The organism is Brevundimonas sp., from assembly GCF_035935935.1.
Taxonomy (GTDB): domain Bacteria; phylum Pseudomonadota; class Alphaproteobacteria; order Caulobacterales; family Caulobacteraceae; genus Brevundimonas.
Genome location: NZ_DASYWO010000003.1, coordinates 1 through 22,163 on the forward strand (window position 1 = coordinate 1; position 22,163 = coordinate 22,163).

The following is a 22,163-nucleotide window of genomic DNA, read 5'->3' on the forward strand; positions in this document are numbered from 1 at the left end:
GCCGGCCGGCCGTGGACATGTGAGCCCCCGGCGTCGACCCCCGCTCGAACCGCTTCCGCCGCGACAAGCTCGCAAGGCCTTGCGCCCCTCCCTGCGACGGAACCACGCGAAGGTTGGCACGACGCCGGACCGGTCATGACGGATAGGGTGAAGATTCCGGGCGGGCGTTGAGAAGGCTGGGGAAATCGATGCGACCCGTCGCAACGAGACGGCGGACGTCGCCGCATCGTCCTTCTCCCCTCGCGGAAGACGGATGACTTCGGCCCGCGACCTCGCGGCACTGGACGGCGTCGCGCCTTGCCGCCATCACGGAGGGATGAACCGTCGCGGCATGCTGATCCGGCTGGGACTTCTGGCCGGTGCCGTGGGCGGCGGCTGGTGGTTCAAGGACAAGGTCCTGTGGCCGACGCCGCGGCCGGTGTTCGACGGCGGCGCCACGCCCTGGCTGTCGTACCGGGCGCCGGCGGTCACGCCCACGGTCGACGTGACGGTGGGCGGCGTGCCGACCGTGGCCCTGATCGACACGGGCGCGCAGTATTCGGTGCTGGACCGGGCCTTTCACGATCGTCTGGCGGCCGACGGGCGCGAGCGGCTGAGCTTTCCGCTGCCCCTGCTGGCCTACGGCGTCGGCGGGAGACCCCAGGTCGGACGCGGCGCCGTGGTCGACGTGGCGATGGAAGGGCTGGCCCTGCCCGGCCTGCGCGCCGCCATACTGGATCTGGGCCCGATCGCGGACCGCGACCGGGGCCTGGGGGCGCAGCTGATCCTGGGGCAGGACGCGCTGGAGACGCTGGTGCTGGACATCGAGACCGGCGCGCGGCGCAGCCGGCTGTCGGCGCCCGGAGCGCTGGCCTTGCGCGCCGACGCCCGGGCCCTGCCGGCGCGCCGGGAAGCGGGATCGCTGAGGCTGGACGTGACGCTGGAGGGTCGGACGGTCGAGGCGCTGGTCGACACGGGGGCGTCGTCGCTGCTGGCCCTGTCGCGCCGGTCGGCGGAGGCCGCGGGGCTTTACGACGGCCGGGACCTGACGCGCGGGTCCAGTCTGGTGCTGGGCGGGCAGGTCGGCGCCCAGGTCGCGCGCGCCCGCACCGTGGGCGTCGGCGACCGCACCTTCGCCGACGCGCCGGTCGCCATCTTCGGCGACGTGTCGGCGCCCGGGTTTCCTGGGGCCCTGCTGGGCATGGCCGCCTTCGAGGGGCAGGCCCTGCGCGTCGATCTGGCCCGGGCGGGACTGTGGACGGCGGAGACGCCGGACCTGCGCGTCGGACGTCGGCGGCGGCGGCGCTAGCGGGCCGCGAAGGTGTCGCAGACGGCGGGGTCGCCGCTTTCGTAGCCGCGACGCAGCCAGGCGGCCCGTTCCTGTGACGTGCCGTGGGTGAAGCTTTCCGGCGAGGCGCGGCCGCCGGTCAGCCGGTCGTCGCCGATGGCCGAGGCGGTCTGGAGCCCCGCCTCGATGTCGCCCGGCGTCATCGCCACCTCGCCGTTCGACACGGACGAGGCGTTGGCGGCCCAGACGCCGGCGTAGCAGTCGGCCTGAAGCTCCAGCGCCACGGAATAGCTGTTGGCCTCTCCCCGGCTGCGGGCGTTCTGCTGCGCCTGCTGCACCTGCTGTGAGGCGCCGGTCAGGGTCTGGACGTGATGGCCGAATTCGTGGGCGATGACGTAGGCGCGGGCGAACTCGGCGCCCGAACCGCCCAGCTGCTCCAGCTGCCGCCAGAAGCTGAGGTCGAGGTACACGGTGCGGTCCGTGGGGCAGTAGAAGGGCCCCATCGCCGCCTGACCGAAGCCGCACTGGGTGCCCGTGCCGCCCTCGTACAGGACGACGCGAGGCGGCTGGTAGCCGACCAGGGCGCGCGACCAGACGTCGTTGATGTTGGCGCCGACGACGTCGACGAACAGGCCGGCCTGATCCTCGGGCGTGCCCTTTTCGCCCTCCTGCTGCGTCGCCGCGCCGAACTGGCTGGCGACCTGGGTCGTGGTGGAGGGGTCGATGCCGAAGAAGAGATATCCCAGAAGCGCGATCACGCCCACGCCCAGGCCGCCGCCGACCATGCCGCCCGCGCCCATGCCGCGCCGATCCTCGATGCCGCCGCCGCGACGTCCGCCCTGCCAACGCATGCCGTCCCTCCCTGAGCCTCCGGTGAAGCTAGAGCACAACGGAGACGGGGCGAAAGGGATGCAGGGTCAGTCGGCCCGGCGCAGCCAGGCGTCGATCCGGGTCACGTCGCCGCCGGACGCGGGGGCGGGAAAGCCGCCGCCCGGGCGGACCGGCGCGGCGGGCGCCGGCTGCCGGGCGCCGGGATACGGCAGGGCGGGCAGGCGCGCCGCCTCGATGCGGACCGAGGCCGCGCGCGCGTCGGCGCCGGTGCGGGCCGCCTCGGCCTGACGCAAGTCGGCGTCGCGGCGGCGCGCCTCCATGGCCTGCAGGTTTCGGTCGGCGTCGTGACGGTGCTGGTCGAACGTCGAGGCGCCGGGCCAGGGCGCGATCTGCGCCCGGGCGTCGGACGCGGCGCCGCCGGCGAGCGTCAGGACGGCGGCGGAAAGGATGATGCGGACCATGCCGCAAGGATGCGCGCGGCCCGGGGCGTCACCAAGGCGGCCGCCATCACTTTCGGGAGAGGGGTTCCGGGTCGCGGCGAAGCTGGGCATGGTGCGGGCATGGCCGCCCGCCGGATCCGCACCGACCGCCTGATCGCCGTCCTGGGCGGGGCCGTGCTGGCGCTCGGGGCGCTGGCGGCGTGGCGCGTGATCGCCACTGACGGGGCCGCGCCGTGGGAGACGCCTCCGCACCGGCGGGCGCTTCATCAGGTGCGCGAGCGGTTCGGACCTTCGGGGCAGGTGCGGCTGATCGAGCCGGGCCGCGGGCGCGTGGTCTGCGGCTATGCCGGGCGCAGGGGCGAGACGGGCAGCGTGGCCTTCGTGTCCCGCCCCAACCGCATCCTGTTCGCCGACGACCCGCTGACGGGGGAATTCCGCGCCATGGTCGACGCCGACTGCCCCGACCTGCCGACGCCGCCCGCGCGGACGCCGCGATGAGCGCGCCCACGGCCGGAACCTTCGAAGGACGCGAGCACCGCCTGCCGGTGCGCGTCTATTACGAGGACACCGACTTCACCGGGCTGGTGTACCACGGCAGCTACGTGCGGTTCTTCGAGCGCGGGCGTTCGGATTTCCTGCGCGCGGCGGGGGTGGGGCATGCGGAGCTGATGGACGGGCCGTCGCCGTTGGCCTTCGTGGTGGCGGACATGAGCCTGCGCTGGCTGAAGCCGGCGCGCATCGACGACGCGCTGACGGTGCGGACGCTTTACGAGCGCGTGCAGGGACCGCGCCTGATCATCGATCAAAGGATCACGCGCGGGGACGAGACGCTGTGCGAGGCGCGGGTGACGGCGGTCTGCATCCATCCGGACGGACGCCCGCGACGGCCGACGCCCCTGCTGGTGGAAAAGGTGCGCCCGTGGCTGGCGCCCGCATGAGCTGACCATAAGTGACGAAGCGGCCCCGGGCCGCTAGACCCGCCATGAAATCGCCTTGCCGTCCTTCACGATGGGCGGCGCAACCTTGACCGGAACGACCGCATGACCGTGCCCGCCGAAGCCAGCCTGTTGAACCCCGTCGAGCTGTTCATGGCCGCCGACTGGGTGGTGAAGGGCGTGATGGTCGGACTGGCGCTGGCGTCGCTGTGGTCGTGGGCGGTGATCCTGGACAAGGCCTTCCGCTTCGCCTCGATGAACCGCAGGGCGGATCAGTTCGAGGACGCGATCCATTCCGGCCGGCCGCTGGAGGACGTGGCTGCGCAGGCGGGGCCGAACCCGGCCGACCCCCTGCCCCGCATGCTGGTGCTGGCGGTGACCGACTGGCGCGACGCGCGGGCCAAGGGGCAGCTGGGCGAGGTGCAGGGGCAGCTGCTGATGGCCCGCATCGACCGGGCGCTGGACAGCCTGATCGCGCGTGAGAGCCAGCGCATCGAGAACGGTCTGGGCGTGCTGTCGGTGGTGGCCACCGCCTCGCCCTTCATCGGTCTGTTCGGCACGGTGTGGGGCATCATGAACGCGTTCAGCGCCATCGCCTCGGCCGGCAACACCAACCTGACCACCGTGGCCCCGGCGATCGCCGAAGCCCTGTTCGCCACGGCCATCGGCCTGGCGGCGGCCATCCCGGCCTACATCGCCTACAACAAGTTCTCGATCGACGCGGGCAAGTTCACCGGGAGGATGGAGGCCTTCGCCGACGACCTGCAGGCCGCGGTGGCGCGCCGGGTGGGCGGACCGGCCGCGCCGGCGCCGGCGCCGTCCTCCGATCACACCGACCGCCGGGGCTTCTGAACCATGGCCCTGAGCGTCGGAGGCGGCGGACATCAGCGGGGACGCAGGCGCGCCCGCAAGAAGCCGCTGAGCGAGATCAACGTGACGCCGTTGGTGGACGTCATGCTGGTGCTGCTGATCATCTTCATGATCTCGGCGCCGCTGCTGACGGTTGCCGTGCCGGTGGACCTGCCCAAGACGGAAGCGGGGGCGGTGGAGGCGGAGCAGGAGCCGGTGGTCGTGTCCATCGACCGCGCGGGCGAGGTCTTCGTGGGCGAGGCGCGGATCGGCTACGACGGGCTGATCGAGGGCGTGCGGCAGGCGGGCGGATCGCCCGACAAGGCCGTGTCGGTCCGCGCGGACGGCGCCGCGCCCTATTCCGAGGTGGCCAAGGTCATGGCCAGGCTGTCGGCCAACGGCTACGCCAAGCTGAACCTGATCACCGACACCGCCCCGCGCGCCGCGCCCGCGGCGGCCCCCGTCACGGCGACGGAGGGCTGACGGCATGAAGGCGCCCGGACCCGGCACGATCGGCTCCCTGATCCTGCACGCGGGACTGGGGGCCCTGTTGTTCGTGTCATGGCCGGACAAGCCGCTGCCGCCCGCGCCCACGGAGGGCATCCGCGTCTCGGTCATCTCGGACGTGCAGGTCGAGGCCGCCGCGGCGGACAATCCTTCCGAAGACCTGATCACCGAGGACGGGGCCACGGTGCCGCCGCCGGAGACGGAAGTCCCGCCGACGCCGGAACCCGAGCCGACGCCGCCCCCGCCGACGCCCACGCCCACGCCCCGCAAGGCGCCCACGCCCACCCCGCGGCCGCCCGTCACGCGGCCGCCGACGCCGCAGCCGCGCCCGCCGGCGCCCCAGCCGAAGCGCGACGAGCCGTCGCTGGATCTCGATCGCCTGTCCAAACGGCCCAACGAAGGGCGCACCGACCGCCGTCCCAACACCGGCGACGCGGGTCGCGGGCAGGCGCCCCGCGCGCTGGGACGGGCGGACATCAGCGCCCTGGGCCAGCAGGTGCGTCCGACGTTCAACTGCAACCTGCCGGGCGCGGACTCGGTGCAGGTGCAGGTGCGCGTGCGTCTGTCGGAAGACGGCCGGATCGTGGGCAATCCCCGACTGGTCAACCAGCAGGGCAGTCCCGCCTACCGCGCGATTTCCGACGCGGTCCTGCGCGGCATCCGCGCCGCCGCGCCCTTCGACATGCCCGCCGGCTACGAAGAGCAGGACATCACGTTCGGCTTCAGCAGCGCCAGCCAGTGCCGTTGAGCCTGACGCGCCCTGACGGGTCGTCGTTAACCGCCAAGCTCGCCCGAAAGTCGCCGCATTGGGGCCGAGAGTGGTCTTTCGTCACGTCGCGCGTTCAGTATGCGGCGGACCAGCCAAGCCGGAGCCTGCAATGCGCCTGAAGACCGTCCTGACCGCGTTCGCCGCCGCCTGCGTCGCCCTGCCCGGCGCCGCGCTGGCCCAGGACCCGACGACGGGCGAGCCGCAGATCGTGGTGATCGACCAGGCCGAGCTGAGGCCCTTTCCCATCGCCGTCGTCGGTTTCAGCGGCCAGTACGGCGACGACATCTCCAACGTCATCCGCGGCAATCTGCGGCGTTCCGGCTTCTTCGATCCGCTGAACCCCGCGGGCTTCACCGAGCGGCCCGGCCTGGGCGCACGGCCGACCTTCCCCGCGTGGACCAGCATCGGCGCGCAGGCGGTGCTTTACGGCGGCGTGACGCCCCGTGCGGACGGCCGCGTCGACGTGGGCTTCCGCCTGTACGACACCTACCGCGAGTGCCAGCTGGTCAGCTACCAGTTCACCGCCACGGCCGAGCAGTGGCGCCGCATCGCGCACAAGATTTCCGACGTCGTCTATCAGCGCATGACGGGCGAGAGCGGCTTCTTCGACACTCGCGTGATCTACGTCGCCGAAAGCGGGACGCAGCTGGAGAAGCTGAGCCGCCTCGCGATCGTGGATCAGGACGGTTACAACCCCGTCTTCCTGACCCAGGGCGACGAAGTGATCATGTCGCCGCGCTTCTCCACGTCCAATCCGGACGAGGTGACCTATGTGGCGCTGGGCCGGGATTACAGCCGCATCTACCTGTACAACCTGTCGACCGGCCGTCGCGAAAGCCTGGGCCAGTTCGACGGTCAGGTGCTGGCGCCGCGCTATTCCAACGACGGGTCGATGCTGGCCTTCTCGATCATCCGGGGCGGCAACACCGACGTCTACACGATCGATCTGAACACCCGCGAGCTTCGCCGCCTGACCACCGACCCGGGCATCGACACGTCACCCAGCTTCTCGCCCGACAACAGCCAGATCACCTTCACCTCGGACCGCTCGGGCTCGGCGCGGATCTACGTCATGCGCGCGGACGGCACGGGCCAGCGCCCGGTGAGCCGCGGCGGCGGCCTGTACACCGCCCCGTCCTGGAGCCCGCGCGGCGACCTGATCGCCTTCACCAAGCAGCAGGGCGGCCAGTTCCACATCGGCGTGATGGGAACCGACGGGTCGGGCGAGCGCATCCTGTCGTCCAGCTATTTCGAGGAGGGGCCGTCGTGGGCCCCCAACGGCCGCTACGTCATGTTCGCGCGCCAGACGCGCGGCGGCGACACCCGGCTGTGGACCGTGGACCTGTCCGGCCGCGTGGTGGCGCAGGCGGGATACGAAGGCCGCGGCTCGGACCCCGCCTGGTCGCCGCTGCTGGACCAGCCGCCCGCCGACCTGGGCTTCAACCAAGGCCCCGACAGCTGCCCGACCTAGGGCTCACAATCGCGTCATCCCCGGTGGCGCACCCCGGCTTCGCGCGTTAGCCGATCACCAACGGTGAAGCTTCACCTCAAAAAATCGAGGAGACCAACCCGATGAACACCTCTCTCTTCCGCGTGGCGCTGGTCGGCGCTTCCGTTCTGGCCCTGGCCGCCTGCTCGCGTCCGGCCCCGCCCGAGCCGGGCATTCCCGGCGGCGGCCCGGTCGTGACCAACCCCGATCGCGGCCCCGGCGCCGGCACGGGCACGGTCGGCGGCGGCGCCATCCCGGCCGCGGCCGGCTCGGTCGAGGACTTCGCCGTCAACGTGGGCGACCGGGTCTACTTCGACCTCGACAGCTACGAGATCCGCCGCGACGCCTATCCGCGTCTGGACGCCCAGGCCGAGTGGCTGCGCCGCTATCCCAACGTCATGGTCCGGATCGAGGGCAACGCCGACGAACGCGGCACCCGCGAATACAATCTGGCGCTGGGCGCCCGGCGCGCCGAGTCGGTGCGCAGCTATCTGATCCAGCGCGGCATCCCGGCCAACCGCATCGACGTGATCAGCTTCGGCAAGGAGCGTCCGATCGCCGAGGGCTCGACCGAGGAGGCGTTCGCCCGCAACCGCAACGGCCGCACCGCGATCGTTTCGGGCGCGCCCGTGCGCTGACCCTCACGGCACGACCACGATCAGGGCGGTCGCTTCGGCGGCCGCCCTTTTTCTTTGACCGCCGGCCCGACGCGGGCGAAACGTCACGCATCTCTGACGCTTGGGGGCGGGCATGGAAATCGACGCGGCGGGCGGCGCGGCCACGGCGGGACTGATCGGCGCGGCCATCGAGAAGCCGACGGGTCATGCCGGCGACGCCGACGGGAACTGCACCGACTGCGGCCTGCCGGTCGACGGCAATTTCTGCGCGAACTGCGGCCAGCCCACGCACGTGCACCGCAGCCTGCTGCATCTCGTCGAGGAGGTGCTGCACGGCGTCGTCCATTTCGACGGCCGCATCTGGCGAACCCTGCCGCTGCTGGCGATCAACCCCGGCCGGCTGACGCGCGAATGGATCGAGGGACGCCGCACCCGCTACGTCTCGCCGCTGGCCATCTTCCTGTTCAGCGTCTTCCTGATGTTCTTCGTCTTCAGCTTCACCGGCGCGGGGTCGCCGGAGATGAAGACGACGATGACGGCGGCCGAACGCGCCGAGGCGACCCACGATCTGGCGCAGGCGCGCGCCTCGCTGGCCGAAGCCCGGACCGAGCTGGCCGCACGCCCGGACTCCAACGCCTTGGCCGTCACGGTGCGGGCGACCGAGGCGACGGTGTCCATGCTGGAGCGCCGTCTGGGCGTGCCGACGACGGTCGGAGACGCGAAGCGCGGCGACGGGCTGCAGCCCGGCAGCTGGCAGGCAGAGGTCCGCGACGCGGTCGAGGCCGGCAACATCACCGTGAACCTCGGAAACGAGGGCCTGAACCACAAGGTCAAGAAGAAGCTGCTGAACCCCGACCTGGCGATCTACAAGATCCAGCAGACCCTCTATAAATTCAGCTTCCTGCTGATCCCGCTGTCGATCCCGTTCGTGGCGCTGCTGTTCCTGTGGAAGCGCGGCTTCACGCTGTACGACCACGGCGTCTTCGTCATCTATTCGCTGACGGCGGTGTCGATCCTGCTGCTGCTGACCGTGGCGCTGGGCAAGCTGTGGAGCGGCTTCGGCGCGCTGGGCGCCTTCCTGTTCGCGTTCGGCCTGCCGGTGCACATGTTCGCCCAGCTGAAGGGGACCTATGGCCTGTCCGCCTTTTCGGCCCTGTGGCGGACCATCGCCCTGCTGTTCTTCTGCTTCCTGGCCTCGACGCTGTTCCTGCTTGCGATCATCATGCTGGGCCTGACCGGCTGACCCGTTTTGGCCGCAAACCGCGTGAAAGCTGACCTTATGCTCAAGCTGCCCCGACCGTCCCGCAACGCCCTGATGACCGCGCTGGGCATCTCGCTGATCGCCGGCACGGTGATCGCTCAGGCCGTGCCGACCGAGCCCATCGTCTGGGACAAGCGGCGGCTGGATCAGCTGGACCGCAACGTGCGCAAGCTGGAGCGGGCCATCTTCCAGCGGAACTCCAACGGCCAGCCCTTCCTGATGGAGCCGGACCCCGAGGTGGTGGCGCTGCAGGGCCGCGTCGGGGGCGTCGACCGCCGTCTGGCCGACGTCGAGGCGACGCTGCAGCGGATGAACGGCGACATCGAGCGCCTGACCATCGACCTGGAAAACATGAAGACCGAGAACGGTCGGCTGCGCACCCGTCTGGGCGAGAGCGAGGCGCGACTGACGACGCTGGAGACGCGGGCCCGCGAGGAGGCGGAGCTGAACGCGCCGGTCGTCGCCAACAGCCCGACCGGCACGGCCGCTGGCGATCTCGCCGCGGCGAACAGGCTGCTCTCCGCCAATCCGGCGCGCGGCGAGCGGGCGCTGGAGACGGTGATCCTGACGTGGCCCGAGGAGGAGGAGTCGCGCATCGCCAACGTGCGGCTGGGCGACCTGCGGCTGGAGGACGAGGACGCGGCCGGCGCCGTGCCCTATTTCGCCGCCGCCCTGCGCGGCTGGCCGACCGCCGGCTGGGCCCCTGAGACGACCATCAAGCTGGCCGAGGCGCTGGAAGCCGAGGACCAGAGCACCGACGCCTGCATCGCCCTGCGCGAGTTCCGCACGCGCTACGGCACGGGCGCCCCGGCGGCGCTGACGTCGCGGGCGCAGGCCGTGCGCACCTCGGCCGGGTGCCGCTGAGCGACACGGACGCCCTGACGGCGCGGGTCCGGGCGCGGCTGGACGCCCGCCTGTGCCGCGACGATCCGGCGCCGCTGGCCGTGGCGCTGTCGGGCGGGGGCGACTCCGTCGCCCTTCTGGCGCTGGTCGCGGACTGGGCCCGTGGGAACGGGCGCCGCGTGCTGGCGCTGACGGTCGATCACGGGCTGAACCCCGCAAGCCGGGACTGGAGCCGTCGGTGCGCGGCGCACGCGCGGGCAGCGGGCGCCGACTGGCGCGAGGTGCGCTGGAACGGCGAGAAGCCCGCGACGGGCCTGCCCGCCGCGGCGCGGGCCGCGCGTCACGCGCTGCTGGCGGACGCGGCGCGTGAGGCCGGCGCGCGGGTCGTGCTCCTGGGACACACCGCCGACGACATGGCCGAGGGCGACCTGATCCGGGCGGAGGGCACGCCCATCGGGCGGCTGCGGGAGTGGGCGCCCAGCCCGGCCTGGCCGGAGGGGCGCGGCCTGATGCTGCTGCGGCCGCTGCTGGCGGAGCGGCGTGAGGCCCTGCGCGACCTGCTGCGCGCGCGCGGGATGGACTGGATCGAGGATCCGGCCAATGCGGACCTGCGGTTCGCGCGGAGCCGGGCGCGGGCGCTGGGGCCGATGCCCCGTCCAGAGGCGGACGCGGGGGTCGTGTCCGGGGCCCGCCGCCTGGCCGCTCTCCTGACCTGCGCGGGCGGCGGGACGCGGCCGCCGCGCGGCGACCGGCTGGCCGCGATCAGACGACGTCTTGCGGCGGGCGAGGACTTCGACGCCGTGCTGTGCGGCGCCCGACTGTCGGCGCGAGGCGGCCGGGTCCGCGTGCACCGGGAAGCCGGAGAGCAGATGCGCGGCGGCCTGGCGCCCCTGCGTCTCGAGGTGGGGCGGGCGGTCGTCTGGGACGGCCGCTACGAGGTCACGGCGCACGAGGCCGGGCTGACGGTCGTGCCGGCCCGGGGCCGACTGAGCGCGCTGTCGCCGGCCGACCGGGCCGCGCTGGCCGCCCTGCCGGCCGCGGCGCGGGGGGCCGAGCCCGTGCTGATCCGGGACGGCGATCCGCGCCCGGTTCTTGCAGGGCGTCCGGCCACGGTGCGGTCGCTGGTCGAGGCGCGCCTGGCGGCGGCGCTGGACGCGACGTCGCAGGAGGCCGACCTGATCCGTCCCCGGATGGCGCCCGCCCCTCCGACCGCCTATTTTGAGATCGACGCGGCGGCCGCTGCCGGCGACCGCCTGACCGAGAGGACCGAATGAATCTTCGCAACATCGCCCTGGTCGCCATGATCGGCATGGCCCTGCTGGCCGGGTACGCCATGTTCAGTCAGGGCGGCGCCGGCGCCCAGGGCGCCAAGGGCGGGGCCGCCCGGGTGCAGGAGCTCAGCTACTCCCAGCTGCTGTCCGCCGCCAACGACAGCCGGATCAAGGCCGTGCAGGTGCAGGGCGACCTGATGACCGGCGAGCTGAAGGACGGCACGAAGTTCAAGGCGACCACGCCGGTGCCGAACGTGGATCTGGTCAACGACATCGAGGCCTCGGGCGCCGAGGTCGACGTGAAGACCATGCGCACGCCGCTGTGGCAGCAGCTGCTGCTGGGCCTGCTGCCGATCTTCGTGCTGGTCGGCCTGTTCTTCCTGATCACCCGCCAGATGCAGGGCGGGGCGCGCGGAGCCATGGGCTTCGGCAAGTCCAAGGCGCGGCTGCTGACCGAGCACAAGGGTCGCAAGATGTTCGAGGACGTCGCCGGCGTGGACGAGGCCAAGGAGGAGCTGCAGGAGGTCGTCGACTTCCTGAAGGACCCGGGCAAGTTCCAGCGTCTGGGCGGCAAGATCCCGAAGGGCGCCCTGCTGGTCGGCCCCCCCGGCACCGGCAAGACGCTGCTGGCCCGCGCGGTGGCGGGCGAGGCGGGCGTGCCCTTCTTCTCCATCTCGGGTTCCGACTTCGTCGAGATGTTCGTCGGCGTCGGCGCGTCGCGGGTCCGCGACATGTTCGAACAGGCCAAGAAGAACGCGCCCTGCATCATCTTCATCGACGAGATCGACGCGGTCGGCCGCCATCGCGGCGCCGGCCTGGGCGGCGGCAACGACGAGCGCGAGCAGACCCTGAACCAGCTGCTGGTCGAGATGGACGGCTTCGAGGCGTCGGAGAACATCATCCTGATCGCCGCGACCAACCGCCCGGACGTGCTGGACCCGGCCCTGCTGCGTCCCGGCCGTTTCGACCGTCAGGTGGTGGTGCCGAACCCCGACGTCTCGGGCCGCGAGAAGATCCTGCGCGTGCACATGAAGGACGTGCCGCTGGCCGCCGACGTGAACGTCAAGACCATCGCCCGCGGCACGCCCGGCTTCTCGGGCGCGGACCTGGCCAATCTGGTCAACGAAGCGGCGCTGATGGCCGCGCGCAAGGACCGCAAGATGGTCACGCACCGCGACTTCGAGGACGCCAAGGACAAGGTCATGATGGGCGCCGAGCGCAAGTCGATGGCCATGAACGAGGAAGAGAAGCGTCTGACCGCCTATCACGAGGCCGGCCACGCCATCGTCGCCATGAACGTCAAGATGGCTGACCCGGTGCACAAGGCCACGATCGTGCCGCGCGGCCGCGCGCTGGGCATGGTCATGCAGCTGCCGGAAGGCGACCGCTATTCCATGAAGTACCAGCAGATGATCGACCGCATCGCCATCATGGCCGGCGGCCGGGTGGCGGAAGAGCTGATCTTCGGCAAGGACAACATCACCTCGGGCGCCAGCTCCGACATCGAGCAGGCGACCAAGCTCGCGCGGGCCATGGTGACGCGCTGGGGCTTCTCCGAGGTGCTGGGCACCGTGGCCTATGGCGAGAACCAGGAGGAGGTGTTCCTGGGCCACTCCGTCGCCCGGAGCCAGAACGTCTCGGAGGAGACCGCCCGCATCATCGACGGCGAGGTCAAACGGCTGGTCACCAGCGGTTGGGACGAGGCGCGCAAGATCCTGAAGCGCAAGAAGGCCGACCACGAGAAGCTGGCCCAGGCCCTGCTGGAGTACGAGACCCTGTCGGGCGACGAGATCCGCGACCTGATCGAGAAGGGGCTGCCGCCCAACCGCGACGAGGCCGCCTTCCCGAACTCCGGCCCCTCGGTCTCGGTGCCGGTCACGCCGGTGTCGGACGGGACGTCCGTGGAGAGCGCCACCGTTCACTGATCCGCCTCGCCGAAGAGCATGAAGCGCCGCCTCGGGAAACCGGGGCGGCGTTTTTCATGGCGCCGAAGGACGCCCCTACATCTGGTTCCTGTGGACGGGCCCAAATCCACATATTGCGCCTCTTAAGGGCTGGTTTACGATTGGTGGTAGGTCGCCGGTCGCGGAAAGCGGTTCAGGCGCCAGATGTTGAATCGTGGAGGGCGACATGAGCCTGGGCTGGACCGAAGACCGCGTCGGCGCGCTGAAGAAACTGTGGCTGGAAGGCCAGTCGGCCAGCCAGATCGCCAAGCAGCTGGGCGGCGGCGTGACCCGCAACGCCGTGATCGGCAAGGTGCATCGTCTGGGCCTGTCGGGCCGGGCGGCGCCGTCGCAGCCGGCCCGCACCACCTTCCGCCCCACGCGCCCGCGTCCGGCCGCCGCCGCCCCGAGCCAGGCCCCCAGCGCCCCCCGCCGCATCGAGGCGGCCCAGCCGCGTCCGGCCGCGCCGGTCGCCCCGCGCCCCGAGCCGATCCCGGACCTGCCGGGCACGGCCACGGTCATGACCCTGGGCGCGCACATGTGCAAATGGCCGATCGGCGACCCGTCGTCGGCAGAGTTCAGCTTCTGCGGCCGCCGCGCGTCGGAAGGCGTCTACTGCGTCGAACACGCCCGCGTCGCCTATCAGCCCGCGCTGAAGAAGAACGGCGCCGGCGAGCTGGCCCGCAGCCTGCGCCGCTACATCTAGATCGCCCCACCCACCGGAACGCGGACCCTCGCCGCTCGAAGGCGAGGCCGCCACACCGGCGTCATGAACGGCCTCTACAGGCCCGCCGTCCGCCCGGCCTCGCCCCGCAACGCGATGCCGGATCGGGACGGGGCTGCGGTTCTCCGGGTTGACGCAGCCCCGGTCTCGCCTCTCCCCCGCCTTCAGGTTTCATTAGGCATTCCGGGCGGTTGACCGCGGGAACCGCTCCGCTTCTGCTGCGCTGCCCCGGCACGGGCACGCGAAGAACGCAGGGAGGCCCCTTGAATCATCGTCTGATCGTCGGCGTCGTCCTGCTCGTTCTGATGGCCACGGGCGGCTGGTACGGCTGGGAGCGTCTCAATCGCCCCGATCCCCGCGAGATGCACGTCTTCGCCGGCGTGCGCGGCCCGCGCGAGGCGTCCCGCATCGTCGAGCCCCGCCCCGACGCGATCGCCCGCTTCGAGCGGGGCGGGCCGCACCGCCTGGCCATTCTGGTCACCGATCCGCAGTCGGGCTGGCTGGGGCTGGTGCGCGGCTTCAAGGCGCTGGGCGTGCCGATCACGGTCACCGAGGACGTCGATCGGGCCCTGCGTCACAAGGTGGTGCTGGCCTATCCCATCATCTCCGGTCAGGTCCTGAGCGGAGACGAGATCCGGGCGCTGGCCGGGCATGTTCGCGGCGGCGGCACCCTGCTGGCCTTCAATCTGGCCGGAGGCGGACTGGAGGAACTGTTCGGCGTCGGCGTGGGGCCGGAGCTGACGTCGCGGACCCGCCTGCGCTGGACCCGGGCGACGGGCGAGGCCGAAGCCGACGAGATCGCCGTGTCGGGCGACGGCGAGGCGCGCGTGGCCAGCGTCGGCTATCAGGCGGCGTCCGCGGAGGTGCTCGGCCGGTTCGAGGACGGCTCGGCGGCGGCGACCTGCCGAACCGTCGGCGGCCGGGCCTGCCTGCTGGGCGTGGATCTGGGATCGCTGGCCCAGCGGGCGATGAACGGCCGGGCGGAGAGCCTGTCGCGCCGCTACGTCAACGGCTACGAGCCGTCGCTGGACAGTCTGTTCCGCTGGGTCCGCGACCTGTACGTCGCCGGCGAGCCCATGCCGTGGCTTCTGTCCACCGCGCCGGCCGGCAAGGAGGTGTCGATCCTCTTCACCCACGACGTGGACTACGGCCGGTCGGTGGCCAATTCGGCGGCCTACGCCGAGGCGCTCGAAGCCCGGGGAGCGCGGGGCACCTTCTTCATCCAGACCAAGTATCTGAAGGACTACAACGACAGCATCTTCTTCGACGACGCGGCGGCGGCGCAGTTGACCGCCCTGCGCGGGCGGGGCCATGAACTGGGCAGCCACACGGTTGCGCATTCACGCCGGTTCGAGGCCATGCCCCTCGGAAACGGTCGTGAGCAGTATCCCGCCTATCGCCCGCGCGTGACCTCCGAGACGACCGTCGAGGACGCGACGATACTGGGCGAATTGCGGGTCTCGAAATTCCTGCTGGAGCGCCTGACCGGCGCCGAGGTCGTCAGCTTCCGCCCGGGACGCCTGTCCTATCCGTTCAGCCTGCCGCAGGCGATGACGGCGACCGGTTATCGCCACTCGTCCTCGATCACGGCCAACATCGTGCTGACGCACCTGCCGTTCCAGCTGACCGACGGGCGCGCGGACGGCGCGCTGCAGCCGATATACGAGTTCCCGGTCACCATCGAGGACGAGCTGCCGCCTCGCATGGGCGATCGGCTGGATGCCGGCAACGCGCTGATCGAGCGCATCGCGAGGGACCGGGGAGTCGTGGTGATCCTGACGCACCCGAACGTCACCGACCACAAGCTGCGTTTCGTCGAGGGCGTGGCGGACTACTGGCGCGACCGGGCGTGGATGGGCACGGTCGGCGCGTTCGGCGCGTGGTGGGCCGCGCGTGACGGTCTGGAGGTCGACGTGGTCGAGCGGGACGGCGGGTGGTTCCTGACGGCCACCTCCCAGGCGGCGGCGGCGGACGTGACGGTCGTCTTGCCCCGCGCCGACGGCCGGCGCGTGGTCCTGAGCCTGCCCGCGCGCGGCCGCACGGAGATCGCGTTGTGACCCTCGGTCTGGCCGCGTTGGCGGCCGTGGGCGCGCTGGCGGGCGATCCGGGTGCGGGGCGAGAGCTGATCTGGGCGGACGAGTTCGACGGCGACCGGCTGGACCCCGCGCGCTGGACGGCGTCCGAGGACTGCTGGGGCGGCGGCAATCAGGAACGGCAGTGCTACACCGCCTCCCCCGCCAACATCTCCGTCTCCGACGGCCTTCTGCGCCTCACCGCGCGGTCGGAGACGGCCACGGGTCCGCGCTGGCCGGCCGGGCACCCCCTCGCGGCGACGGGGGAGACGGCGACGCGTGCGATCACCTCGGCCCGCGTCCACACCGCGGGCAAGGCGTCGTTCCTGTACGGCCGCATCGAGGTGCGGGCGCGGCTGCCAGCGGGCCAGGGTCTTTGGCCGGCGATCTGGATGCTGCCCGAACACGACAACTATGGTCCCTATCCGCAGTCCGGCGAGATCGACGTCGCCGAGGCCGTCAATCTGGGCTTGGACTGTCCCGGCTGCGAGGATCGCCTGCACGCCGCCGTGCACCACGGACCGGAACTGCGCCGAACGACGCACGAGACCGGATCGGTTCCGTTCACCGAGCGCGACGGCTTTCACGTCTTCGCGCTGGAGTGGACCCCGGAAAGGCTGACCTGGCTGCTGGACGGCTACGTCTACTTCAGCATCCCGGCCGGGCCGCCGTTCGACCAGCGTTTCCACCTGATCCTCAACCTGGCGGTCGGCGGGACATGGCCCGAGACCGGGGGGCGGGGCGGCGTCGACGAGGGAGCCCTGCCGGCCGAGTTTCTGATCGACTGGGTGCGGATCTATGCGCCGGCCGCCTAGTTCAGCACGCGTCCCTCGCCCGGCACGTCGAGGCTGAAGGCGGGGATGGCGACCTCGAAGCGGGCGCCCGTCTCGTCCGCCATCGTGTAGGTCCCGACCATGGCCCCCGACGGCGTCGAGAGAGGACATCCCGAGGCGTAGCTGTGCGAGCCGCCGGGCGGGATGACCGGCTGTTCGCCGACGACCCCCGGCCCCCTCACCTCTTCCACCCGGCCGAGGGCGTCGGTGATGGTCCAGTGCCGCGCCAGCAGCTGGACCGGGTGCAGGCGCAGGTTCACGATCTCGACCTGATAGGCCCAGACCCAGCGCCCGGCCTCGGGGTCCGACTGGCCGGCCAGGTAGCTGGGCCGCACGCGCACGACGACGTCGCGGGTTTCGGCGGAATAGGCGGGGCCGTCGTGCATGCCGCATGGTGACGCGCGGCGGCAAACGGTGCAAACCCGGTCACATGAGCTTGACCGACCAGACGGGCATCCTGCCCTGCCAGGGCATCGAGGCCCTGATCGCCGCGGGCGCGGTGACCACCGACACGCCGTGGGACGCCGACCAGGTGCAGCCCGCCAGTCTGGACCTGCGGCTGGGTGCGCAGGCGTGGCGCGTGCGGGCCAGTTTCCTGCCCGGCGCGCGCCGCGTCGAGGACCGCATCGCCGACGTGGCCATGCATGCGATCGACCTGACGCCCGGCGTGGTTCTGGAAAAGGGCTGCGTCTACATCGCGAAGCTGCAGGAGCGGCTGACCCTGCCGAAGGGTTTGATCGCGCGCGCCAATCCCAAGAGCTCGACCGGCCGGGTCGACGTCTTCGTGCGCCTGCTGACCGACCGCGGCGACGCCTTCGACGACGTGGCCGAGGGCTATGACGGGCCGCTGTACCTGGAGATCGCGCCGCAGACCTTCTCCATTCTGGTGCGGCCGGGCACCCGTCTGAACCAGCTGCGGCTGAAGGCGGGCGAGCCGCCGAAGCTGGAAACGCGCTCGGTCGGCGTGGATCTGGCCGGATCCGGCGGAGAGATCGTCGGTTTCCGCGGACGCCGCCACGCGGGCGTGGTCGATCTGGACCACATCGACGGCCACGATCCGCGCGACTTCTGGGAGCCGCTGTACGCGCGGCGCGGCGAGCTGCTGCTGGATCCCGGCGAGTTCTACATCCTGGCCTCGAACGAGGCGGTGGAGATCCCGGTGCTGCAGGCCGCCGAGATGACGCCGATCGACCCCTCGGTCGGCGAGTTCCGCGTTCACTACGCGGGCTTCTTCGACCCCGGCTTCGGCACCGACGAGGCGGCGGGGCGCGGATCCAAGGGCGTGCTGGAAGTGCGCACCCACGACACGCCCTTCCTGCTGGAGCACGGGCAGACGGTGGCCCGACTGGTCTATGAGCCGCTCACCGAACGACCCTCACGCCTCTATGGACAGGACGGCAGCCACTATCAGCGGCAGGGCCTGAAGCTGAGCAAGCACTTCAGGGTGTGGGCGTGACCGCAGCCTTCGCCGGAGCGCCGGCGAACTCGTCGGCGTAGGCCGGCGCGAGCAGGGACTGGAAGGCGGACAGGGGCACCGTCACCTCGTACGGACCCTCGGCGTACGGCCCGACCTGATAGGGTCCGATCAGGAAGATCAGGCCGCCCGCCTTTCCGCCCGTCGTGCCGGGAGCGAGGACGAAGGGCGTCTCCGCGGCGCGGGGGCAGGCCCACAGCTTGCCGCCCGGCGTCACCGGCTCGGCGTCCGGCACGCGCTCACGCTTGGCCGCGTTGATCGCGGCGCACAGGGCGCGGTCCAGGGCGGCGAAGTCGGCGCCCTTGGTGAAGACGTCCGCCCAGCCGATCTGGCGCTTCAGCGCCTTGTCCCACAGCACGCCGGTCATGACCGTGTTGGGGTGGGCCCCGCCGGTGAACTCGAACGCCGTGCGCTTGAGGCTCATCAGCTTGCCGGTCTCGTGCACGGCGACCAGCTCGACGGACTGTTCATAGGCGACGTTGGGGGCGCCCGCCTCGGTGTTGTCGGCCTGGGCGCCCTCGGCGAATTCGCGCAGGTGGGCCACCTCCTGGGCATAGACCTTGGCGTGCAGGTCGGGCTGGGCCTTGATCGCCTCCGGCAGCTTCAGGTCGACCTTCGCGAAGGCGGTCTTCTCCGAGAAGATCAGCGGCGCGGCGGCCTCGGCCGGGGTGACGGCGGCGCCCGGCGCGGCGGGGGCGGCGGCGTCCGCAGCCGGTTCCCGGTCGCGGTTGCAGGCCGACAGGGTCAGGACGGCGGCGGCGATCAGGGCGAAGCGGGCGCGGGCGGTCATGGCGGTCTCCTTCGAGAGCTTCACCCTAAGGCGCCGAGACCGATGGCGAAAAGAAGGATCAGGCCGGCGTCGCGGTTGGACTTGAAGAGCCGCAGGGCCAAGGCGCCGTCCTCGCGCCGGACGCGGACGGTCTGGAAGGCGAGGTGCAGGGCGAACAGGCCGAGGCCCGGCCAGAACCATGGCCCGAGGCCGGCCATGGCTCCGGCAAGCGCCGCGAGGACCACGGCAAGCGCGTAGAAGACACCGACCCCGACCCGCACGTTCGCCCCCAGCCGCCGGGCCGAGGACTTCACGCCGATCAGCGCGTCGTCCTCGACGTCCTGCAAGGCGTAGATGGTGTCGTAGCCGAGGGTCCAGAACACGCCGGACAGCCAGAGGAGGATGGCCGGCAGCATCAGGACCAGCAGCGGGTGAACGTCGACGCCCCGGATCGTCGCCGCCATGGGCACGGGCCACGTGGCGACGAGGATGCTGGCCGCGGCGAATCCCATCAGCGCCCCCCAGTTGAAGGTCATGCCCAGCCAGGCCTGCGGCCACCAGGTGATGCGCTTCATGAAGGGGTAGGCGGCGACCAGCGCCAGCGAGGCGACGCCCAGTGCGATGGCGACGGGGCCAAGCGTCAGCAGGACGCCCAGCGAGATCAGGCTGCACCCGACGACGTAGGCCCAGGCCCCGTTCACAGAGATGCGGCCCGAGGCGACCGGGCGAGACGCCGTGCGGGCCACCTGGGCGTCGATCTTCCTGTCGACCACGTCGTTGAAGGCGCAGCCCGCCGCGCGCATCAGGCAGGCGCCGATCAGGAAGCCGGCGTACAGCCAGACGTCATGGGCGTCCGGCGTCTTCCGGTACCGGGCAAGCGCCAGCGTGATACCCTGCCAGCCGGGCAGCAGCAGGAGCCAGATGCCGATCGGCCGGTCGAACCGGCCCAGCTTCAGCCAGTCCTTCAGCCCCTCCGGCGCATGGCGGTCGACCCAGTTCGTGGGCGCGGCGTCGGGCAGGGGCGCGGTCATGGGGACGGAATAGCGCGGGAAGGACGCGTGCCAAAGCGCCCTGCCCCGCTACGGGTCGTCTTTACGCCGCCAGTTTGGCGGCGAACTTCCCGTAGAAGGTCTCGCCTTTCGCCGCCATGTCGCGCAGCAGCTGCGGCGGGGCGAAGCGGTCGCCGTACTTCGCCGCATAGACGTCGGCCTGTTCGACGAAGGCCTTCAGGCCGTACTGCTCGATGTAGGTGATCGGGCCGCCGGTCCAGGGCGCGAAACCCCAGGCCAGGATGGCGCCGACGTCGGCCTCGCGCGGGTCGTCGATGACGCCCTCTTCCCAGCAACGCGCCACCTCGACCGCCTGACGGAACAGCAGGCGGCGCTTCTGGTCCTCGACCAGTTCGGGCGTGGAGTCGCCGATCGTCACCGGCGCGAGGTCGGACAGGCCCTTCCAGAGGGTCTTGGGCTTCGACGCATAGTCGTAGAAGCCCATGCCGTTCTTGCGGCCATAGCGCCCCAGGTCCTCGACCATGGTCTGGACGATCTTCCAGCCCGGCAGGGGCTGGTAGGCGTCGCCGAGGTCTTCCTTCGTCTGCTTGGCGATCTTCACGCTGAGATCCAGCGCCACGTCGTCGTGCATCTCCAGCGGACCGCGCGGCATGCCGGTGGCGCGGCCGATGTTGTCGATCAGGGCGGGCGCGTAGCCCTCTTCCAGCATGGCCAGGCCTTCGGCCACGTAGGTGCCGAAGCAGCGCGAGGTGTAGAAGCCGCGGCCGTCCTGCACGACGATCGGCGTCTTCTTGATCTTCATGACGTAGTCGAGCGACCTGGCGATCGCCGCCTCGCCCGTCTTCTCGCCCAGAATGATCTCGACCAGCATCATCTTGTCGACGGGCGAGAAGAAATGGATGCCGATGAAGTCCTCGGGCCGCACGCTGGCCTCGGCCAGGCCGGTGATCGGCAGGGTCGAGGTGTTGGAGCCGAACACGGCGCCCGGCTCCAGCTGGGCTTCGGCCCGCCTGGTCACGTCGGCCTTGACCTCGCGGTTCTCGAAGACGGCCTCGATGACGAGATCGGAGCCCTTGATCAGATCGTAGTCGGTGGTGGCGGTGACCGAGGCCAGCAGGGCGTCGTACTTCGCCTGATCGATCGCGCCTTTCGACAGGCGCTTCTTCAACAGGGCTTCGACGTGCGCCTTGCCCTTGTCGGCGCTTTCCTGATCGCGGTCGATCAGGATGGTCTCGATGCCGGCCAGCGCCTGCACATAGGCGATGCCCGCGCCCATCATGCCGGCGCCCAGGACGGTGACCTTCTTCGGATCGGACTTCGGCACGCCGGCCGGACGGACGGCGCCCTTGTCCAGCTCCTGTTTGGACAGGAACAGCGACCGGATCATACCCTGCGCCTGCGGCGTCATCAGGGTCTTGATGAAGTAGCGCGTCTCGACCCGCAGGGCGGCGTCCATCGGCAGCTGCACCCCTTCATAGACGGCCTTCATCAGGTTCGCGGCCGCCGGGTAGTTGCCGTACGTCTGCTTGCGGATCATCGCATTGCCGACGAGGAAATTCTGGATGCCCGCGGGGTGGTAGGGGCCGCCGCCGGGCAGTTTGAACGACTTGTCGTCCCACGGCTGCACCGCCTTGCCGCCGCCAGTGATCCAGGCCTTGGCCGCCTCGACCTCGCCGCCGACCGGCACGACCTCATGCACGACGCCGGCGCCCCTAGCTTCCTGCGGACGGAAGGACTTGCCCTCGGTCATGGCCATCATGGCCGCCTGCACGCCGATCAGTCGCGTCAGGCGCTGGGTGCCGCCGCCGCCGGGGAACAGGCCGACCTTAATCTCGGGCAGGCCGAGCTGGATCTTCGGGCTGTCGCCGACCACGCGGTAATGACAGGCCAGCGTCAGTTCCAGACCGCCGCCCAGCGCCAGGCCGTTGATGGCCGCGGCGACCGGCTTGCCGCAGGTCTCGAGCGCGCGCAGCGCGCCGTTCAGACGCCAGCCCGCGTCGAAAGCGTCCTGCAGCGACCCCCCGGCCAGCATGCCGCCGGCCATGTCGCCCAGATCGGCCCCGGCGCAGAAGCCCGACGCCTTGCCGGAGGTTAGCACGGCGCCCTTGATGGCGTCGTCGGTCTTCACCCGTTCGACCCACTGGGGAATTTCCTGCATCACGCCGGAGGTCAGGGTGTTCATCGACCGTCCGGGGACGTCGAACACAATCGTAGCGACGCCATCGGCGTCGACGTCGATCTTGAAGTTTTCCATGGCTG

General features: G+C 71.3%; 22 protein-coding genes. 16 read left to right on the plus strand and 6 right to left on the minus strand.

Going from position 1 to position 22,163, the window contains the following annotated elements; all coding sequences use genetic code 11:
• Positions 1–316: 316 nt before the first annotated feature.
• The gene (locus VGR32_RS01965) at positions 317–1,288 is read left to right on the plus strand and encodes a retropepsin-like aspartic protease (RefSeq protein WP_327447522.1); all 972 of its coding nucleotides are present in this window, start codon (positions 317–319) and stop codon (positions 1,286–1,288) included.
• Here the strand turns inward: VGR32_RS01965 and ypfJ are convergent.
• On the minus strand, positions 1,285–2,118 hold the full coding sequence (gene ypfJ / locus VGR32_RS01970) for a KPN_02809 family neutral zinc metallopeptidase (protein ID WP_327447524.1): 834 nt from the start codon (positions 2,116–2,118) through the stop codon (positions 1,285–1,287). The two genes, VGR32_RS01965 and ypfJ, sit on opposite strands and share 4 nt — an antisense overlap.
• A gap of 66 nt (positions 2,119–2,184) precedes the next feature.
• Positions 2,185–2,559 carry a hypothetical protein gene (locus VGR32_RS01975; RefSeq protein ID WP_327447526.1) on the minus strand — a complete coding sequence of 125 codons (375 nt, stop codon included), beginning with the start codon at positions 2,557–2,559 and terminating at the stop codon, positions 2,185–2,187.
• Positions 2,560–2,658: 99 nt separating this feature from the next.
• On the opposite strand from VGR32_RS01975, the gene VGR32_RS01980 reads away from it, so the two are divergent.
• The 14 genes from VGR32_RS01980 (at position 2,659) to VGR32_RS02045 (ending at position 16,633) form a co-directional block, all read left to right on the plus strand.
• The gene (locus VGR32_RS01980; RefSeq protein ID WP_327447528.1) at positions 2,659–3,036 is read left to right on the plus strand and encodes a hypothetical protein; all 378 of its coding nucleotides are present in this window, start codon (positions 2,659–2,661) and stop codon (positions 3,034–3,036) included.
• A complete protein-coding gene (locus VGR32_RS01985; protein ID WP_327447530.1) occupies positions 3,033–3,476 on the plus strand; it encodes a YbgC/FadM family acyl-CoA thioesterase in 444 nt (147 codons plus the stop codon). The genes VGR32_RS01980 and VGR32_RS01985 overlap by 4 nt, the downstream gene beginning before the upstream one ends.
• A 102-nt stretch (positions 3,477–3,578) precedes the next feature.
• A complete protein-coding gene (gene tolQ / locus VGR32_RS01990) occupies positions 3,579–4,325 on the plus strand; it encodes a protein TolQ (RefSeq protein WP_327447532.1) in 747 nt (248 codons plus the stop codon).
• A 3-nt stretch (positions 4,326–4,328) separates the two neighbouring features.
• Positions 4,329–4,805, plus strand: a complete 477-nt coding sequence (locus VGR32_RS01995) for a biopolymer transporter ExbD (RefSeq protein ID WP_327447534.1) — start codon at positions 4,329–4,331, stop codon at positions 4,803–4,805.
• Between the two features lie 4 nt (positions 4,806–4,809).
• Entirely contained in the window at positions 4,810–5,577 is a 768-nt protein-coding gene (locus VGR32_RS02000; protein WP_327447536.1) for a hypothetical protein, read from the plus strand.
• Between the two features lie 130 nt (positions 5,578–5,707).
• The gene (gene tolB, locus VGR32_RS02005; protein WP_327447538.1) at positions 5,708–7,069 is read left to right on the plus strand and encodes a Tol-Pal system beta propeller repeat protein TolB; all 1,362 of its coding nucleotides are present in this window, start codon (positions 5,708–5,710) and stop codon (positions 7,067–7,069) included.
• Between the two features lie 101 nt (positions 7,070–7,170).
• Entirely contained in the window at positions 7,171–7,725 is a 555-nt protein-coding gene (gene pal, locus VGR32_RS02010; RefSeq protein ID WP_327447539.1) for a peptidoglycan-associated lipoprotein Pal, read from the plus strand.
• A gap of 112 nt (positions 7,726–7,837) precedes the next feature.
• A complete protein-coding gene (locus VGR32_RS02015) occupies positions 7,838–8,947 on the plus strand; it encodes a DUF3667 domain-containing protein (RefSeq protein WP_327447542.1) in 1,110 nt (369 codons plus the stop codon).
• A 36-nt stretch (positions 8,948–8,983) separates the two neighbouring features.
• On the plus strand, positions 8,984–9,829 hold the full coding sequence (locus VGR32_RS02020) for a tol-pal system protein (RefSeq protein ID WP_327447544.1): 846 nt from the start codon (positions 8,984–8,986) through the stop codon (positions 9,827–9,829).
• Positions 9,826–11,082, plus strand: coding sequence for a tRNA lysidine(34) synthetase TilS (gene tilS, locus VGR32_RS02025; protein WP_414642886.1), 1,257 nt, complete (start codon positions 9,826–9,828; stop codon positions 11,080–11,082). The genes VGR32_RS02020 and tilS overlap by 4 nt, the downstream gene beginning before the upstream one ends.
• On the plus strand, positions 11,079–13,004 hold the full coding sequence (gene ftsH, locus VGR32_RS02030) for an ATP-dependent zinc metalloprotease FtsH (RefSeq protein WP_327447546.1): 1,926 nt from the start codon (positions 11,079–11,081) through the stop codon (positions 13,002–13,004). The genes tilS and ftsH overlap by 4 nt, the downstream gene beginning before the upstream one ends.
• A 211-nt stretch (positions 13,005–13,215) precedes the next feature.
• Positions 13,216–13,728 carry a GcrA family cell cycle regulator gene (locus VGR32_RS02035; protein WP_327447999.1) on the plus strand — a complete coding sequence of 171 codons (513 nt, stop codon included), beginning with the start codon at positions 13,216–13,218 and terminating at the stop codon, positions 13,726–13,728.
• A gap of 281 nt (positions 13,729–14,009) precedes the next feature.
• Positions 14,010–15,803 carry a polysaccharide deacetylase family protein gene (locus VGR32_RS02040; RefSeq protein ID WP_327447548.1) on the plus strand — a complete coding sequence of 598 codons (1,794 nt, stop codon included), beginning with the start codon at positions 14,010–14,012 and terminating at the stop codon, positions 15,801–15,803.
• Complete coding sequence (locus tag VGR32_RS02045) at positions 15,800–16,633, plus strand: glycoside hydrolase family 16 protein (protein ID WP_327447550.1); 834 nt, start codon at positions 15,800–15,802, stop codon at positions 16,631–16,633. The genes VGR32_RS02040 and VGR32_RS02045 overlap by 4 nt, the downstream gene beginning before the upstream one ends.
• Here the strand turns inward: VGR32_RS02045 and apaG are convergent.
• Entirely contained in the window at positions 16,630–17,037 is a 408-nt protein-coding gene (gene apaG / locus VGR32_RS02050) for a Co2+/Mg2+ efflux protein ApaG (RefSeq protein WP_327447552.1), read from the minus strand. The genes VGR32_RS02045 and apaG overlap by 4 nt on opposite strands.
• A 44-nt stretch (positions 17,038–17,081) precedes the next feature.
• On the opposite strand from apaG, the gene VGR32_RS02055 reads away from it, so the two are divergent.
• The gene (locus tag VGR32_RS02055; protein ID WP_327447554.1) at positions 17,082–18,107 is read left to right on the plus strand and encodes a 2'-deoxycytidine 5'-triphosphate deaminase; all 1,026 of its coding nucleotides are present in this window, start codon (positions 17,082–17,084) and stop codon (positions 18,105–18,107) included.
• On the opposite strand, the gene VGR32_RS02060 is transcribed toward VGR32_RS02055, so the two are convergent.
• The 3 genes from VGR32_RS02060 to VGR32_RS02070 all read right to left on the minus strand — a co-directional run bounded on the left by VGR32_RS02060 (position 18,091) and on the right by VGR32_RS02070 (position 22,158).
• On the minus strand, positions 18,091–18,915 hold the full coding sequence (locus VGR32_RS02060; protein WP_327447556.1) for a DUF3298 and DUF4163 domain-containing protein: 825 nt from the start codon (positions 18,913–18,915) through the stop codon (positions 18,091–18,093). The two genes, VGR32_RS02055 and VGR32_RS02060, sit on opposite strands and share 17 nt — an antisense overlap.
• A gap of 20 nt (positions 18,916–18,935) precedes the next feature.
• Positions 18,936–19,925, minus strand: a complete 990-nt coding sequence (ubiA, locus tag VGR32_RS02065) for a 4-hydroxybenzoate octaprenyltransferase (RefSeq protein WP_327447558.1) — start codon at positions 19,923–19,925, stop codon at positions 18,936–18,938.
• A gap of 61 nt (positions 19,926–19,986) precedes the next feature.
• On the minus strand, positions 19,987–22,158 hold the full coding sequence (locus VGR32_RS02070; RefSeq protein ID WP_327447560.1) for a 3-hydroxyacyl-CoA dehydrogenase NAD-binding domain-containing protein: 2,172 nt from the start codon (positions 22,156–22,158) through the stop codon (positions 19,987–19,989).
• Between the last annotated feature and the right edge of the window lie 5 nt (positions 22,159–22,163).